28 protein-coding genes are annotated in these 13,680 nt (G+C 43.5%); all 28 read right to left on the minus strand.

Annotated features, from left to right (window positions below):
* Position 1: 1 nt before the first annotated feature.
* Positions 2 to 595 (minus strand): 30S ribosomal protein S4, encoded by a 594-nt coding sequence (gene rpsD, locus HDCHBGLK_RS02510; RefSeq protein ID WP_009248179.1) that lies wholly within the window; start codon positions 593 to 595, stop codon positions 2 to 4.
* 67 nt (positions 596 to 662) lie between these two features.
* The gene (gene rpsK / locus HDCHBGLK_RS02515) at positions 663 to 1,058 is read right to left on the minus strand and encodes a 30S ribosomal protein S11 (protein ID WP_004607272.1); all 396 of its coding nucleotides are present in this window, start codon (positions 1,056 to 1,058) and stop codon (positions 663 to 665) included.
* Positions 1,059 to 1,091: 33 nt separating this feature from the next.
* Positions 1,092 to 1,460, minus strand: a complete 369-nt coding sequence (rpsM, locus tag HDCHBGLK_RS02520) for a 30S ribosomal protein S13 (protein ID WP_004607273.1) — start codon at positions 1,458 to 1,460, stop codon at positions 1,092 to 1,094.
* 308 nt (positions 1,461 to 1,768) lie between these two features.
* Positions 1,769 to 1,882, minus strand: coding sequence for a 50S ribosomal protein L36 (gene rpmJ / locus HDCHBGLK_RS02525; RefSeq protein ID WP_005339020.1), 114 nt, complete (start codon positions 1,880 to 1,882; stop codon positions 1,769 to 1,771).
* Positions 1,883 to 2,026: 144 nt separating this feature from the next.
* Positions 2,027 to 2,245: a translation initiation factor IF-1 gene (infA, locus tag HDCHBGLK_RS02530; RefSeq protein ID WP_004607275.1), complete on the minus strand. Its 219-nt coding sequence runs from the start codon at positions 2,243 to 2,245 to the stop codon at positions 2,027 to 2,029.
* 13 nt (positions 2,246 to 2,258) lie between these two features.
* Positions 2,259 to 2,510 carry a KOW domain-containing RNA-binding protein gene (locus HDCHBGLK_RS02535; protein ID WP_004607276.1) on the minus strand — a complete coding sequence of 84 codons (252 nt, stop codon included), beginning with the start codon at positions 2,508 to 2,510 and terminating at the stop codon, positions 2,259 to 2,261.
* 16 nt (positions 2,511 to 2,526) lie between these two features.
* Complete coding sequence (gene map, locus HDCHBGLK_RS02540; RefSeq protein ID WP_004607277.1) at positions 2,527 to 3,282, minus strand: type I methionyl aminopeptidase; 756 nt, start codon at positions 3,280 to 3,282, stop codon at positions 2,527 to 2,529.
* A 4-nt stretch (positions 3,283 to 3,286) separates the two neighbouring features.
* Complete coding sequence (locus HDCHBGLK_RS02545; protein ID WP_004607278.1) at positions 3,287 to 3,931, minus strand: adenylate kinase; 645 nt, start codon at positions 3,929 to 3,931, stop codon at positions 3,287 to 3,289.
* A gap of 56 nt (positions 3,932 to 3,987) precedes the next feature.
* Positions 3,988 to 5,304: a preprotein translocase subunit SecY gene (secY, locus tag HDCHBGLK_RS02550; protein WP_004607279.1), complete on the minus strand. Its 1,317-nt coding sequence runs from the start codon at positions 5,302 to 5,304 to the stop codon at positions 3,988 to 3,990.
* Positions 5,304 to 5,744: a 50S ribosomal protein L15 gene (gene rplO, locus HDCHBGLK_RS02555; RefSeq protein WP_004607280.1), complete on the minus strand. Its 441-nt coding sequence runs from the start codon at positions 5,742 to 5,744 to the stop codon at positions 5,304 to 5,306. The genes secY and rplO overlap by 1 nt, the downstream gene beginning before the upstream one ends.
* A 30-nt stretch (positions 5,745 to 5,774) precedes the next feature.
* Positions 5,775 to 5,954 carry a 50S ribosomal protein L30 gene (gene rpmD, locus HDCHBGLK_RS02560; RefSeq protein ID WP_004607281.1) on the minus strand — a complete coding sequence of 60 codons (180 nt, stop codon included), beginning with the start codon at positions 5,952 to 5,954 and terminating at the stop codon, positions 5,775 to 5,777.
* A 14-nt stretch (positions 5,955 to 5,968) separates the two neighbouring features.
* Entirely contained in the window at positions 5,969 to 6,478 is a 510-nt protein-coding gene (gene rpsE, locus HDCHBGLK_RS02565; protein ID WP_004607282.1) for a 30S ribosomal protein S5, read from the minus strand.
* 14 nt (positions 6,479 to 6,492) lie between these two features.
* Positions 6,493 to 6,861, minus strand: coding sequence for a 50S ribosomal protein L18 (gene rplR / locus HDCHBGLK_RS02570; RefSeq protein WP_009248180.1), 369 nt, complete (start codon positions 6,859 to 6,861; stop codon positions 6,493 to 6,495).
* Between the two features lie 17 nt (positions 6,862 to 6,878).
* Positions 6,879 to 7,421, minus strand: a complete 543-nt coding sequence (rplF, locus tag HDCHBGLK_RS02575) for a 50S ribosomal protein L6 (RefSeq protein ID WP_004607284.1) — start codon at positions 7,419 to 7,421, stop codon at positions 6,879 to 6,881.
* Positions 7,422 to 7,505: 84 nt separating this feature from the next.
* On the minus strand, positions 7,506 to 7,907 hold the full coding sequence (gene rpsH / locus HDCHBGLK_RS02580) for a 30S ribosomal protein S8 (RefSeq protein WP_004607285.1): 402 nt from the start codon (positions 7,905 to 7,907) through the stop codon (positions 7,506 to 7,508).
* A gap of 97 nt (positions 7,908 to 8,004) precedes the next feature.
* A complete protein-coding gene (locus HDCHBGLK_RS02585; protein ID WP_004607286.1) occupies positions 8,005 to 8,190 on the minus strand; it encodes a type Z 30S ribosomal protein S14 in 186 nt (61 codons plus the stop codon).
* Positions 8,191 to 8,201: 11 nt separating this feature from the next.
* The gene (gene rplE / locus HDCHBGLK_RS02590; protein ID WP_004607287.1) at positions 8,202 to 8,741 is read right to left on the minus strand and encodes a 50S ribosomal protein L5; all 540 of its coding nucleotides are present in this window, start codon (positions 8,739 to 8,741) and stop codon (positions 8,202 to 8,204) included.
* Between the two features lie 23 nt (positions 8,742 to 8,764).
* A complete protein-coding gene (gene rplX, locus HDCHBGLK_RS02595) occupies positions 8,765 to 9,076 on the minus strand; it encodes a 50S ribosomal protein L24 (RefSeq protein ID WP_025642230.1) in 312 nt (103 codons plus the stop codon).
* 15 nt (positions 9,077 to 9,091) lie between these two features.
* On the minus strand, positions 9,092 to 9,460 hold the full coding sequence (gene rplN, locus HDCHBGLK_RS02600) for a 50S ribosomal protein L14 (RefSeq protein ID WP_004607289.1): 369 nt from the start codon (positions 9,458 to 9,460) through the stop codon (positions 9,092 to 9,094).
* Between the two features lie 19 nt (positions 9,461 to 9,479).
* Positions 9,480 to 9,734, minus strand: coding sequence for a 30S ribosomal protein S17 (rpsQ, locus tag HDCHBGLK_RS02605; protein WP_004607290.1), 255 nt, complete (start codon positions 9,732 to 9,734; stop codon positions 9,480 to 9,482).
* Between the two features lie 65 nt (positions 9,735 to 9,799).
* On the minus strand, positions 9,800 to 10,003 hold the full coding sequence (gene rpmC, locus HDCHBGLK_RS02610) for a 50S ribosomal protein L29 (RefSeq protein ID WP_004607291.1): 204 nt from the start codon (positions 10,001 to 10,003) through the stop codon (positions 9,800 to 9,802).
* Positions 9,993 to 10,430 carry a 50S ribosomal protein L16 gene (gene rplP / locus HDCHBGLK_RS02615; protein WP_004607292.1) on the minus strand — a complete coding sequence of 146 codons (438 nt, stop codon included), beginning with the start codon at positions 10,428 to 10,430 and terminating at the stop codon, positions 9,993 to 9,995. The genes rpmC and rplP overlap by 11 nt, the downstream gene beginning before the upstream one ends.
* Positions 10,430 to 11,086, minus strand: a complete 657-nt coding sequence (rpsC, locus tag HDCHBGLK_RS02620; RefSeq protein ID WP_004607293.1) for a 30S ribosomal protein S3 — start codon at positions 11,084 to 11,086, stop codon at positions 10,430 to 10,432. The genes rplP and rpsC overlap by 1 nt, the downstream gene beginning before the upstream one ends.
* Positions 11,087 to 11,097: 11 nt before the next feature.
* Complete coding sequence (gene rplV, locus HDCHBGLK_RS02625) at positions 11,098 to 11,484, minus strand: 50S ribosomal protein L22 (RefSeq protein WP_004607294.1); 387 nt, start codon at positions 11,482 to 11,484, stop codon at positions 11,098 to 11,100.
* A 26-nt stretch (positions 11,485 to 11,510) separates the two neighbouring features.
* Entirely contained in the window at positions 11,511 to 11,792 is a 282-nt protein-coding gene (rpsS, locus tag HDCHBGLK_RS02630) for a 30S ribosomal protein S19 (RefSeq protein WP_004607295.1), read from the minus strand.
* Between the two features lie 26 nt (positions 11,793 to 11,818).
* A complete protein-coding gene (gene rplB / locus HDCHBGLK_RS02635) occupies positions 11,819 to 12,661 on the minus strand; it encodes a 50S ribosomal protein L2 (RefSeq protein ID WP_009248182.1) in 843 nt (280 codons plus the stop codon).
* A gap of 79 nt (positions 12,662 to 12,740) precedes the next feature.
* Complete coding sequence (gene rplW / locus HDCHBGLK_RS02640; RefSeq protein WP_004607297.1) at positions 12,741 to 13,046, minus strand: 50S ribosomal protein L23; 306 nt, start codon at positions 13,044 to 13,046, stop codon at positions 12,741 to 12,743.
* Positions 13,046 to 13,666 (minus strand): 50S ribosomal protein L4, encoded by a 621-nt coding sequence (gene rplD / locus HDCHBGLK_RS02645; protein ID WP_004607298.1) that lies wholly within the window; start codon positions 13,664 to 13,666, stop codon positions 13,046 to 13,048. The genes rplW and rplD overlap by 1 nt, the downstream gene beginning before the upstream one ends.
* Positions 13,667 to 13,680 lie beyond the last annotated feature (14 nt).

The following is a 13,680-nucleotide window of genomic DNA, read 5'->3' on the forward strand; positions in this document are numbered from 1 at the left end:
ATTATTTAGAATATAATTCGACGATTAACATCTCATCTACAGGAACATCGATCGCTTCACGCTTTGGAAGTTCTTTTACTGTTCCCTTAAGGTTCTCGAGATCCGCCTCAAGCCAATCCGGAACCAGACGTCCGCCTGTAACCTCTACGATTTCTTTATATCTTGGAGAACTTTTGTGTTTTTCTTTGATTTCGATAACATCGCCTGCCTTAATCAGGTATGAAGGGATGTTGATCTGCTTGCCATTCACAAGAATGTGCTTGTGGTCAACGATCTGTCTTGCCTCGCGTCTTGTTCTTGCAAGCCCTAAACGAAATACTACGTTATCCAGTCTGGACTCAAGCAGAACCATCAGGTTCTCGCCTGTCATGCCGCTCATGTGGGAAGCCTTCTTGAAGTAGTTTCTGAAAGGCTTCTCTAATACGCCATAGATGAATTTTGCTTTCTGCTTCTCGCGGAGCTGAAGTCCATACTCGCTCATCTTTCTATTGGATCTCTTTAACTGTCTGTTAGATTTTTTGTCAATTCCCAAGTATACAGGATCCATTCCAAGGGATCTGCATCTTTTAAGAACCGGAACTCTATTTACTGCCATGTTTTTGCTTTCCTCCTATTTCAATTCGGATAAATACAATCCGTCAACGTTGTTACAATCAGATCAATTAGACTCTTCTGCGCTTCGGCGGACGGCAGCCATTGTGTGGTACCGGAGTAACGTCCTTGATGCTTGTTACGTCGATTCCGCATGCCTGAAGGGCACGGATTGCTGCTTCTCTACCTGAACCTGGTCCTTTAACCATAACGTCAACTGATTTCAAACCATGTACTAATGCTGCCTTGGCTGCTGTCTCCGCTGCCATCTGTGCTGCATAAGGGGTAGATTTCCTTGAACCTCTAAATCCCAGACCTCCTGCACTTGCCCATGAAAGAGCATTTCCCTGTGCATCTGTTAATGTAACGATCGTGTTATTAAAAGATGACTGGATGTGTGCTTGTCCGCGTTCAACGTTTTTCTTGACACGTTTTTTTGTCACTTTCTTTGTAACTTTCTTTGCCATAATAAAACTAACCTACTCTTTCCTTTTTATTGTTTATTTCTTTTTGTTTGCTACTGTTCTCTTAGGACCTTTTCTTGTTCTTGCATTCGTCTTAGTCTTCTGACCACGAACCGGAAGTCCTTTTCTGTGACGGATTCCTCTATAGCATCCGATTTCCTGTAATCTCTTGATGTTCATAGCGATCTCTCTTCTGAGATCACCTTCTACCGTCTGAGTCTCATCAATTACCGCGCTGATTTTCTTTACATCTTCATCTGTAAGATCTCTGCAGCGAATATCAGGATTAACTCCTGCCTCTGTCAAAATACGGGTTGCGCTTGTTCTGCCAATTCCATAAATATAAGTTAATCCGATTTCAACACGTTTGTCTCTTGGTAAGTCTACACCTGCAATACGAGCCATGTGATTTTCCTCCACTTTCTGTTTTCTTAGTTGTTGCGCTCAGACGCGCCGCGTAAGATTCGCGCACGTCTTAAAAGTTTACATATCGTCTTTAATAGGGGCTTGCGCTTTGCTCGCCCAGGTACGTTTCGGTATCCGTACCCTTTCCGGCCACCGTATATCCATAGATACCCGGTAATGACGGGCCGGCATTATAAGCAATATACGAGGAGTATCACCGGCTAAAGGTGTTTCCTTGTATATTTCAAATAGTCTACACGCTTCCTGGCGTGTCTACTATCAGCCGCCTAAATAATGTTCGCACAAACTTAGCCCTGACGCTGTTTATGCTTTGGATTTTCGCAGATTATACGAACGCTTCCTTTTCTCTTAATTACTTTGCATTTTTCGCAAATTGGTTTTACTGATGATCTAACCTTCACGTCAAATCCTCCTTTCATCCATTGCTCTGCCTTATAGTTCCACGCTTTCCAGGTCACTAAAAGTGCAACAAAAGTAAAAGCACCCAGAAACGCGCTTATATATTATAGCACTCTTGCTCAAGCAAAGTCAATAGATAATTTCCATTATTTATCTCTCCAGATAATCCTTCCCTTGGAAAGGTCATATGGGGATAATTCCAATGTAACTTTATCTCCCGGCAATATCTTGATGAAGTTCATACGCAGTTTGCCGCTGATATGAGCCAGCACCTGGTGGCCGTTCTCCAGTTCCACCTGGAACATCGCGTTTGGTAATTTTTCTACTACAGTTCCTTCGATTTCAATTACGTCAGCTTTTGACATATCCTAAATCCTCCTATCTCTCTTCTTCCTTACTAAATTCTTTAAGTATCCGTTTAATTGCTACATCATCACAAGCGGCGACATCCTGCTTCCTGCATATAGCCTGGACATGCTTTTTCTTCTTCTTTTTCAGATGTCCCAGGGTTCTAATTCTGCCATCCGCTAAATATACATATGTCTCATCGACGTCTATTATAACGTAAACCTTTCCTGCGTCATGACCCGCTTTTGATTTTGCCAGCATTCCTATTTCGTATCTGTCCATCCTGCGTCCTCTTAAATCACTTTGATAAGGTCAAAAGTTTGGGTTCGTTATCTGTGATCAATACCGTATTTTCATAATGAGCTGACAGGGAATGGTCTCTTGTCACGACCGTCCAGTCATCGTCCAGCCAGTCGACTTCCCAGGTTCCTGCATTAATCATGGGCTCTATGGCAAGCGTCATCCCGCTTTTAAGCTTCACGCCCTTCCTGTTCATCTCATAGTTCGGTATCTCCGGGGCCTCGTGAAGGGCCGTGCCGATTCCATGCCCGCACAAGTCGCGGACGACTCCGTAACCCCTTTCACTGGCGTATCTGCCAATTGCTGCCGAAATATCAAATAGATAATTGCCTTCTTTGGCATATTTTATACCTTCAAAGAAACTTTCCCTTGTCACTTTAATCAAGTCTTCTGCTTCTTTGCTGATCTCCCCGATGCCGTAAGTCCTTGCGGCATCAGAATGATAGCCCTTATAGATCACGCCTGCATCCAGGCTGACCACATCGCCGTCCTGAAGGATGCGGTGCCTGTCAGGAATTCCATGGACCACCTCGTCATTCACCGACACGCAGATGGAAGCTGGATATCCATTATAATCAAGGAAAGATGGGATGCACCCATAACTCCTTATGACTTCCTCTCCCAGCTGATCTATATCCATGGTACTCATTCCCGGATGCAGGGACTTTGCTAGTTCATCATGAACAATCTCTAATATACGTCCGGCTTCTGTCATTAATTCAATTTCTCTGGCCGATTTTATAGTGATTGGCATGTTCCTACGCTCCTAATATCTCTACAATTGCCTGGAATACATCTTCAATGTCTGCCGTACCATCAACGGTCTTAAGGATTCCGGCTTTTGTATAATAGTCGATCAGTGGCTGTGTCTGCTCATGGTACACATTCAGACGATTTGTAACCGTCTCCGGCTTGTCATCATCCCGCAAAATCAGTTCTTTGCCGCATACATCGCAGATGCCCTCCGCCTTAGTGGGGGCATACTCGAGATGGTATGTAGCGCCGCATCCTACGCACGCACGGCGTCCTGACATACGGCGTACGATATTCTCATCCGGCACGTCGACATCAATCGCATAATCCATCTTTTCTCCCAGGTCCGTAAGCGCCTTGTCAAGCGCCTCCGCCTGCGGTATCGTCCTCGGGAACCCATCCAGCACGTATCCGTTCTTGCAGTCCTCCTGCTTTACGCGGTCCACGACAAGATCTACCACCAGCTCGTCGGGTACCAGAAGTCCCTGATCCATGTACGTCTTGGCTTTTTTGCCCAATTCGGTTCCATTCTTAATATTCGCTCTGAAGATGTCGCCTGTTGAAATATGAGGAATACCATACTTTGCGGCAATTTTCTTTGCCTGAGTTCCTTTGCCCGCTCCTGGCGCGCCTAACATGATTATTTTCATATACGTTCCTCCTTATAGCATTTTAACCCGCGAAAAAAATCCCGCGAGTCAAAATGTTAGTTATTTAAAAATCCCTTGTAGTTACGTACAAGCATCTGTGATTCAATTTGCTTCAGAGTCTCCAATACAACACTGACAATGATGATGAGGGAAGTGCCGCCAAATGATACCTTGGCTCCCAGCCATCCATTGAAAAGAATTGGGACAACCTGTACAAGTACAAGTCCGCATGCTCCGATAAAGATAATGTAGTTCAGAATCTTTGTCAGATATTCAACCGTTGGCTTGCCCGGACGTATTCCAGGGATGAATCCGCCGCTCTTCTTCATATTATTCGCGATCTCCAGCGGATTGAATGTAATTGAAGTATAAAAATATGCGAAGAATACTGTCAGCACGATATACAGGATCAAGCCCCATGTATACTTAAGCTGTTCCGGATTGCACCAGTTGCTCTGGTTTAATCCGCGCAGAATCTCGCTGCCGATTCCCGATCCGTTGCCTTTCCTCATAAAGGAAGCAATCACTACCGGGAACTGCATCAATGATGATGCGAAAATAATCGGGATTACGCCTGCAGTATTGACTTTCAGCGGAATGTTCGTTGACTGTCCGCCGTAGGTTCTTCTTCCGGCTACTTTCTGGGAATACTGTACTGCGATTCTTCTCTCACCGCTCTGGAGAATAACAACGAATACGACGAGCGCAATGATAATCGCCAATATGATCACAACCGCAAGTGCTGCTGATGCGATCGGCTTGCCCTTTACAAACTGTTCGAACAATGCAGTCATATCGCTTGGTATCCGTGATATGATATTGATTACCAGCACGATGGAAATACCATTTCCAACGCCTTTTTCCGTGATTCTCTCGCCAATCCACATCAGGAATGCGGATCCTGCCGTAAGTGTCAGAACTACAATTGCCGCGTTCACAAAATTATACTCTACCAGAAGTCCCTGGCGGCCAAACCCTACTGCCATCGCAAGGGATTCGATCAGTGCCAGTGCGACGGTGAGATAACGCGTGATTGCAACAATCTTTTTCCGTCCATCTTCCCCTTCCTTTTGCATCTCTTCTAGTTTTGGAATCGCAATCGTAAGAAGCTGCATAATGATGGATGAAGTAATGTATGGCGTAATGCTCAGAGCAAATATTGACATCTGCTCAAAAGAGCCACCGGTGAAAGCGTTAAACAAGTTAAACGCCTCACCAGTGTTCTGTGCAAAAAATTGCTGAATATAATTGGAGTCTACCCCCGGTGTTGGCAACTGTGATCCAATTCTTATTACGATTAACATCAAAAACGTATATCCGATCTTCTTGCGAATATCTTTGATATGAAATGCTTTTCGGAATGTCTCTAACATTAGATCACCTCTGCTTTTCCACCTAAAGCCTCAATTTTTGCTGCAGCGCCTGCGCTGAATGCATTTGCCTGTACGGTAAGCTTCTTTGTCAGTTCGCCGTTTCCAAGGATCTTGACTCCATCCTTTGGATTCTTGACAATACCCTGCTCGATCAGCGTATCTACAGAAACAACTGCGTCATTATCAAATACTTCCAGAGCGCTTACATTAATACCAATGATTTCTTTAGAGTTTCTGCAAGTGAATCCTCTCTTTGGTATTCTTCTATATAATGGCATCTGGCCACCTTCAAAACCAGGTCTTGTTGCTCCTGAACGAGCCTTTTGGCCTTTATGTCCCTTACCGGCTGTCTTGCCATTTCCAGAACCGTGTCCACGTCCTCTTCTGAAGTTATCATTGTGCTTTGCTCCGTCAGCAGGTCTTAAGTTTGATAAATCCATTGTGACACCTCCTTATCTGAATTTTTATTACTATGCTTCTTCTACTTTTACCAGGTGAGATACCTGTTTAATCATACCTCTTGTTGCTGCATTGTCTGGCAGTTCAACTGTCTTGTTTACTTTTCTCAAGCCTAAAGCTTCTACAGTCTTCTTATGCTTTGGTACAGCACCAATTGTAGATTTCACTAATGTAACCTTTAAATTTGCCATCTTAATCTACCTCCTTAGCCTAAGATCTCTTCAACAGATTTACCGCGAAGCTTAGCCACTTCTTCCGGAGTCTTAACCTGGCGTAAGCCATCGATTGTAGCCAGAACTACATTCTGCTTGTTGTTGGAGCCAAGAGATTTTGTACGGATATTCTTGATTCCTGCCATCTCGATTACGGCACGCGCCGGACCGCCGGCGATTACTCCAGTACCTTCCGGAGCCTTCTTAAGCAGTACGGAAGCGCCTCCGAATTTGCCGATAAAATCATGTGTAATACTTTCATTATCATCCAATGCTACAGTGATAAGGTTTTTCGCTGCGTCTTCTTTTCCCTTGCGGATTGCTTCCGGGATTTCAGTCGCTTTTCCCAAGCCTGCACCAACATGGCCATTACCATCGCCAACAACTACTAAAGCTGTGAATCTCATATTACGGCCACCTTTAACAACTTTGGTTACACGCTTAATTGATACCACTTTTTCATTTAGCTCTAACTGACTAGCATCAATACGTTCTTGTTTCATGTGTGCTCCTCCTTCTAGAAATTCAATCCAGCTTCTCTTGCTGCGTCTGCTAATGCCTGAATCTTGCCCTGGTATATAAAGCCGCCTCTATCAAAGACTACATCCTTAATACCCTTTTCAATCGCCTTCTCGGCAATCACTTTTCCTAAATATGCTGCTGCATCAACGTTGTTAGTTTTTTCCAATTCTGCCTTCACATCTTTCTGAAGAGTGGAAGCGGAAACCAGAGTATTTCCAACTGTATCGTCAATAATTTGAGCATACATATGATTATTGCTTCTAAACACAGCCAAACGTGGGCACTCAGGCGTGCCACTTAAACGGTTACGTATTCTTCTGTGCTTCTTTACGCGAACTTCACTTCTTGATTTTTTGCTAACCATTTTCACACTCTCCTTACTTATTTCTTACCAGTCTTACCAACTTTACGTCTAATAACTTCATCAGCATATTTAATACCTTTGCCCTTGTATGGCTCAGGTCTTCTCTTATCTCTGATTTCAGCTGCGTATTGGCCTACTTTTTCTTTATCGATACCCTTGACGATAATCTTGTTCTGTCCTTCCATTACCGTCTCAACGCCTTCTGGGTCAATCATCTCTACTGGGTGAGAGTATCCAAGACTTAATGTCAACTTGTTTCCTGATTTTGCTGCTCTATATCCAACACCGTTTACTTCCAGAACCTTCTGGTATCCGTCTGTAACGCCAACAACCATGTTGTTGATCAGTGTTCTTGTAAGACCATGAAGAGATTTCATCTTCTTTAAGTCGTTCGGTCTTGTTACAACAATTTCGTCGCCTTCCTGCTTGATTTCCATCTCTGCCGGAAGTTCTTTTTCAAGGGTTCCCTTTGGACCTTTTACAGTCACTTTGTTATTCTCTGCAATCTCAACAGTTACTCCTGCTGGAACTGCGATTGGCAGTCTTCCTATACGTGACATACCTTTTCCTCCTTAACTTAAATTTTCGGAAGAGCGGCTTTGTGTGGCTCTTCTGTTTTCAGTTACTTCTTTGTTGCTTTCGGTTTACCACACGTAGCAGAGTACTTCTCCGCCTACGCCCAGTTTTCTTGCTTCTTTGTCTGTGATTACGCCGTGGTTTGTTGAGATGATTGCTGTTCCAAGTCCGCCGAATACCTTCGGTACGTCAGCGCTTCCAGCATAAACGCGAAGTCCTGGCTTAGAGATTCTCTTAAGTCCCGTGATTACCTTCTCGTTCTTATCTGCTCCGTATTTCAGCGTAATACGGATGGTCTTGAATATTCCATCTTCGATGATGTCATATTTCTCAATATATCCTTCATCCAGTAAGATGCTAGCGATAGCAAGCTTCATCTTAGATGATGGTACATCTACTGTATCATGTTTAGCAGTATTTGCATTACGGATTCTTGTAAGCATATCTGCGATTGGATCACTCATAGTCATTTGTCCTATACCTCCTTCATTATGAAGTTCTCTTCACTAACGCTCAGAGAACGGCCTGCTCACTAAGTTCGGCTCCGCCTCTCTAAGTGTTCAGTGCCTACCAACTAGCCTTTTTAACGCCTGGAATCTGTCCTTTATATGCCAGTTCGCGGAAGCAAACACGGCAGATGCCATATTTTCTCAAATATGCATGTGGACGTCCACAGATTCTGCAACGATTGTATTCTCTTGTAGAGAATTTCTGCTTGCGCTGCTGTTTTAATTTCATCGCTGTCTTAGCCATAATTTACCTCCTTATTTTGTAAATGGCATGTTGAACTGTGCTAGCAATTCACGCGCCTCTTCGTCTGTTTTTGCAGTCGTGACAAAGATTACATCCATTCCTCTTACCTTGTCAACCTTATCATACTCGATCTCCGGAAAGATAAGCTGCTCTTTGATGCCGAGGGCATAATTTCCTCTTCCGTCAAACGCGTTAGGGTTGACGCCTCTGAAGTCACGTACACGAGGCAGGGCGAGGTTGATCAGACGATCAACGAACTCATACATCTTCTCTCCACGTAATGTAACCTTGCATCCGATTGGCATACCTTCTCTTAACTTGAAGTTAGCAACGGACTTCTTTGCCTTGCAAATAACTGCCTTCTGACCTGTAATCTTCTCAAGATCAGCAACTGCTGAATCTAAAAGCTTAGCATTATCTTTTGCTTCGCCAACACCCATGTTGATAACAACCTTTTCGAGTTTTGGCACTTCCATAATATTTTTATAACCGAACTTTTTTGTCAATGCGTCAACGATTTCGTTCTGGTATTGTTCTTTCAGTCTACTCAAAGCACTGGACCTCCTTCCTCAAATTAATCAATTACTTCGCCTGTTGATTTTGCGTAACGAACCTTCTTGTCACCATCCATCTTGATGCCCACTCTGGTTGCTTTTCCCTTGTGAACATACATTACGTTGGAAATATCGATAGGTCCTTCTTGATGAATGATGCCGCCATTTTGATTGGAAGCACTTGGTTTCGTGTGCTTTGTCAGCATGTTGACTCCTTCAACAACAACCTTACCATCTTTCTGGTCAATGGCAATAACTTTGCCTTCTTTGTCTTTATCTTTGCCAGCGATCACCTTTACAGTGTCGCCCTTTTTGATTTTTAACATAGACATCTTTCGCGCACCTCCTTATAGTACTTCCGGAGCCAGGGACACAATTCTCATGAACTGCTTGTCACGGAGCTCTCTCGCTACTGGCCCGAAGATACGGGTTCCTCTTGGTGTCTTATCATCTTTTATAATTACAGCAGCATTTTCGTCAAAACGGATGTATGAGCCATCTTTACGACGAGTACTCTTTACAGTACGAACAACTACAGCTTTTACTACGTCACCCTTTTTAACAACGCCGCCTGGTGTTGCATCTTTAACGGTCGCAACGATTACATCGCCGATACTTGCATATCTTCTTGTTGAACCACCAAGTACGCGGATACACAGTAATTCTTTCGCACCTGTGTTGTCTGCTACTTTCAGTCTGCTTTCTTGCTGTATCATGCAGGTTTCCCTCCTTATACTATTTCACTTTTTCCATAACTTCAACAAGTCTCCATCTCTTGTCCTTAGATAACGGTCTTGTTTCCATTACTTTTACTTTGTCGCCAATGTTGCATTCATTTGCTTCATCATGAGCTTTCAGCTTGTAAGTTCTCTTTACAATCTTCTTGTAAAGCGGATGTTTTACATGATCTTCAACTGCAACAACTATGGTCTTATCCATTTTATTACTGATAACCTTGCCCACACGGGTTTTTCTAAGATTTCTTTCCACAGTCTATACTCCTTTCATTGTGAATGAAGTTCTTTTCGCCAAGCCTGACAGAACCTCGCTAATCACTATTGTCCTGCCTTTTCAGTAATTATCGTCTGAATTCTGGCAATGTTTTTTCTGACTTCCTTGATTCTGCTTGTATTGTCTAACTGATTTGTTGCATTCTGGAATCTCAGGTTGAAAAGTTCCTTTTTAGCAGCTACTAATTCTTCATTCAATTCTGCAGCTGATTTTGTTCTTAAATCTTCTACAAATTCATTAATTTTCACTGTTATCACCGCCTTCTAAGTCTGCGCGAGAAACTATTTTACATTTACATGGCAGCTTATGAGTTGCCAGACGAAGCGCCTCTTTTGCAACTTCTTCTGATACGCCTGCGATTTCAAACATAACGCGTCCCGGCTTAACAACCGCTACCCAGTATTCTAAGGTTCCTTTACCAGAACCCATACGTGTCTCAGCTGGTTTCGTAGTTACAGGTTTATCTGGGAATATCTTGATCCATACTTTACCGCCACGCTTGATATAACGAGTCATAGCGACACGGGCAGCCTCGATCTGGTTGGAACGAATCCAGCATGGCTCCATTGCAACGATACCATATTCACCATTTGTAATCTTGTTTCCACGAAGCGCCTTGCCCTTCATGGAACCACGGAATTGTTTACGACGTTTTACTCTTTTTGGCATTAACATTATTTATCGCTCCCTTCCTTTGCTGCTTTTTCCGGAAGAACTTCGCCTTTGTAAATCCAAACCTTAACACCAACTTTTCCATAAGTTGTGTCAGCCTCAGCGAATCCGTAGTCAATGTCTGCTCTTAGTGTCTGAAGCGGGATGGTTCCCTCGCTGTAGAACTCTGTACGGGCCATATCTGCTCCGCCAAGACGTCCTGATACAGATGTCTTAACACCAAGTGCTCCAGATTTCATTGTTCTGGACATGCAGGATTTCATTGCACGCCTGAAAGAGATACGGTTCTCAAGCTGTAACGCGATATTTTCCGCTACCAGCTGAGCTTCTTTATCCGGTCTCTTGACTTCTTTGATGTCAACAACTAACTTCTTATCTGTAAACCGAACTAACTCGCCTTTTACTTTCTCAATCTCTGCTCCGCCCTTGCCGATTACTACGCCAGGCTTTGCTGTATAGATAATGATCTTAACGCGGTCGGATGCTCTTTCGATCTCAATCCTTGAAACACCGGCGCTGTATAATCTCTTCTTAAGATACGTTCTGATTTCATGGTCTTCTACTAAGTAGTCTGCGAAGTCTTTTTCAGCATACCATTTAGAGTCCCAGTCTTTGATAATACCGACTCTCAAGCCATGAGGATTAACTTTTTGTCCCATGATTGCCCTCCTTATCTTTCATCAAGCACAAGTGTAATGTGGCTCATTCTCTTCTCGATTCTGTAAGCCCTTCCCTGCGCTCTAGGTCTGATTCTCTTCATTGTTGGTCCTTTGTTTGCATAAGCCTCTGCAATATAAAGATTTTCAGCATTCATACCGTTGTTATTCTCAGCATTTGCAATTGCTGACTCTAATAATTTCTTTATTAAACTAGAAGCATATCTTGGATTATAAGTTAAAATACCAAGTGCTGTCGTTACATCCTTACCTCTGATGGCATCTAATACGAAACATGCTTTCTGAACAGAAACTCTTGCGTAAGACAACTTAGCAGAAGGTCTTGTATCTTTGTTAGCATTTCTTTCTCTCTTGATTTGGGATCTATGTCCTTTAGCCATGGATGAACCCTCCTTTCACAATGTAATTATCTAACTTTTGATTTCTTTTCGTCTTTTCCATGTCCTCTATATGTCCTTGTAGCTACAAACTCGCCAAGCTTGTGTCCTACCATATCCTCTGTTACATATACAGGTACGTGTTTTCTTCCGTCATGAACTGCAATTGTATGTCCAACCATGCTTGGGAAGATTGTAGAACGGCGGGACCAAGTCTTGATGACAGACTTATCTCCGGATGCGTTCATTGCATCAACCTTCTTAAGCAGGCTTGCGTCTGCGAATGGTCCTTTTTTAATTGAACGTGCCATAGGTTCTAACCTCCTTGTAAACTGTATTATTTGATCGCTTTGCCATCTCTTCTTCTTACAATCATCTTGTTAGAAGCTTTGTTTTTCTTTCTTGTCTTAAGACCAAGTGCTGGCTTGCCCCAAGGCGTGCATGGACCCGGACGTCCGATTCCAGTCTTGCCTTCGCCACCACCATGCGGATGGTCATTCGGGTTCATAACAGAACCACGAACTGTCGGTCTGATACCCATGTGACGCTTACGTCCTGCTTTACCAATGTTGATCAGGTTGTGATCTCCGTTTCCTACAACTCCAACAGATGCTCTGCACTGAATCGGAACCATTCTCATCTCTCCTGATGGAAGTCTTAAAGTGGCATACTTGCCTTCTTTTGCCATCAGCTGAGCGCTGTTTCCTGCGGAACGAACCAGCTGTCCGCCCTTTCCAGGATAAAGTTCGATATTGTGAATCTGAGTACCTACCGGGATCTCAGAAAGCGGAAGGCAGTTGCCAACCTTTACTTCGGCCTCTGGTCCATTCATAACCTTCATGCCGTCTGTCAGTCCCTGTGGCGCGATGATATATGCTTTTTCACCGTCTTCGTAGCAGATCAAAGCGATATTGGCTGATCTGTTCGGATCGTACTCGATACCGATTACAGTTGCCGCAATTCCGTCTTTCCTTCTCTTGAAGTCGATAATTCTATATTTCTTCTTAGCTCCGCCTCCGCGGTGTCTAACTGTGATTTTACCTTGATTGTTACGTCCTGCCTGTCTGGTCTTTGGAGCCAGTAAAGACTTCTCTGGCGTTGTCTTGGTGATCTCTGAGAAATCAGAGCCAGTCATCTGTCTTCTGGAAGGCGTATATGGGCGATAAGTTTTAATTCCCATGATAGTTCTCCTTTCGATTGTTTATTGTCACGGTTTCTATCCGTATGAATTCACGAGTTTTATTCTCAGCGCTCAGTTCCTATAACCCCTCGAAAATCTCGATATCTGCGCTGTCCTCTGTTAACTGAACAACTGCTTTCTTAGACTTTGCCGTCTTTCCGAACTGCATTGTTCCGCGGACTCTCTTCTTCTTGCCAGCGTAGTTCATTGTGTTAACGCTTTTTACTTTTGTGCCGTTAAACATCTTCTCAACTGCTTCTTTCACCTGAGATTTGGTTGCTTCCGGATGAACCAGAAATGTGTATTTCTTTTCTCCCATAAGTTCCATGCTCTTCTCAGTTACAACTGGCTTAAGGATTACATCATAATATTGAACGTTAGCCATTATGCGTACACCTCCTCAATATTGGCAACAGCAGCTTTCGTTGCGATTACTGTGTTGTACTTCAAGATGTCGTACACATTGATCGTATTAGATCTTGCAGTCTTAATGTCTGCAATGTTTCTTGCGGAAACTTCTGCATTTGTATTTCCATCTTCTAATACTACTAATGCTTTGGATACATCTAAATTCTTCAGGATATTTGCAAAATTCTTCGTCTTGATCTCATCAAGCTTGATCTCATCAACAACGATGAACTTCTTCTCTTCTACCTTTGCTGTGAGAGCGGATTTAAGAGCTGCTCTCTTCTCTTTCTTATTCATCTTGAATGAATAGTCTCTCGGCACCGGAGCGAATACTACTCCACCGCCTGTCCACTGCGGAGCTCTTGTAGAACCCTGTCTTGCGTGACCTGTTCCTTTCTGTCTCCATGGTTTTCTGCCGCCGCCGGAAACTTCAGAACGTGTCTTCGCTTTCTGTGTTCCCTGACGTTTGTTTGCAAGCTGGTTTACAACTGCCATGTGTAAAAGGTGTTCATTGATCTCAACACCAAATACCGCATCGCTTAAATCCATCGTACCAACTTCTTTGCCTTCGATATTATAAACAGATACGTTAGCCATCTTACGTGTCCTCC

The sequence above is a fragment of the [Clostridium] scindens ATCC 35704 genome (assembly GCF_004295125.1).
Classification (GTDB): Bacteria; Bacillota; Clostridia; order Lachnospirales; family Lachnospiraceae; genus Clostridium_AP; species Clostridium_AP scindens.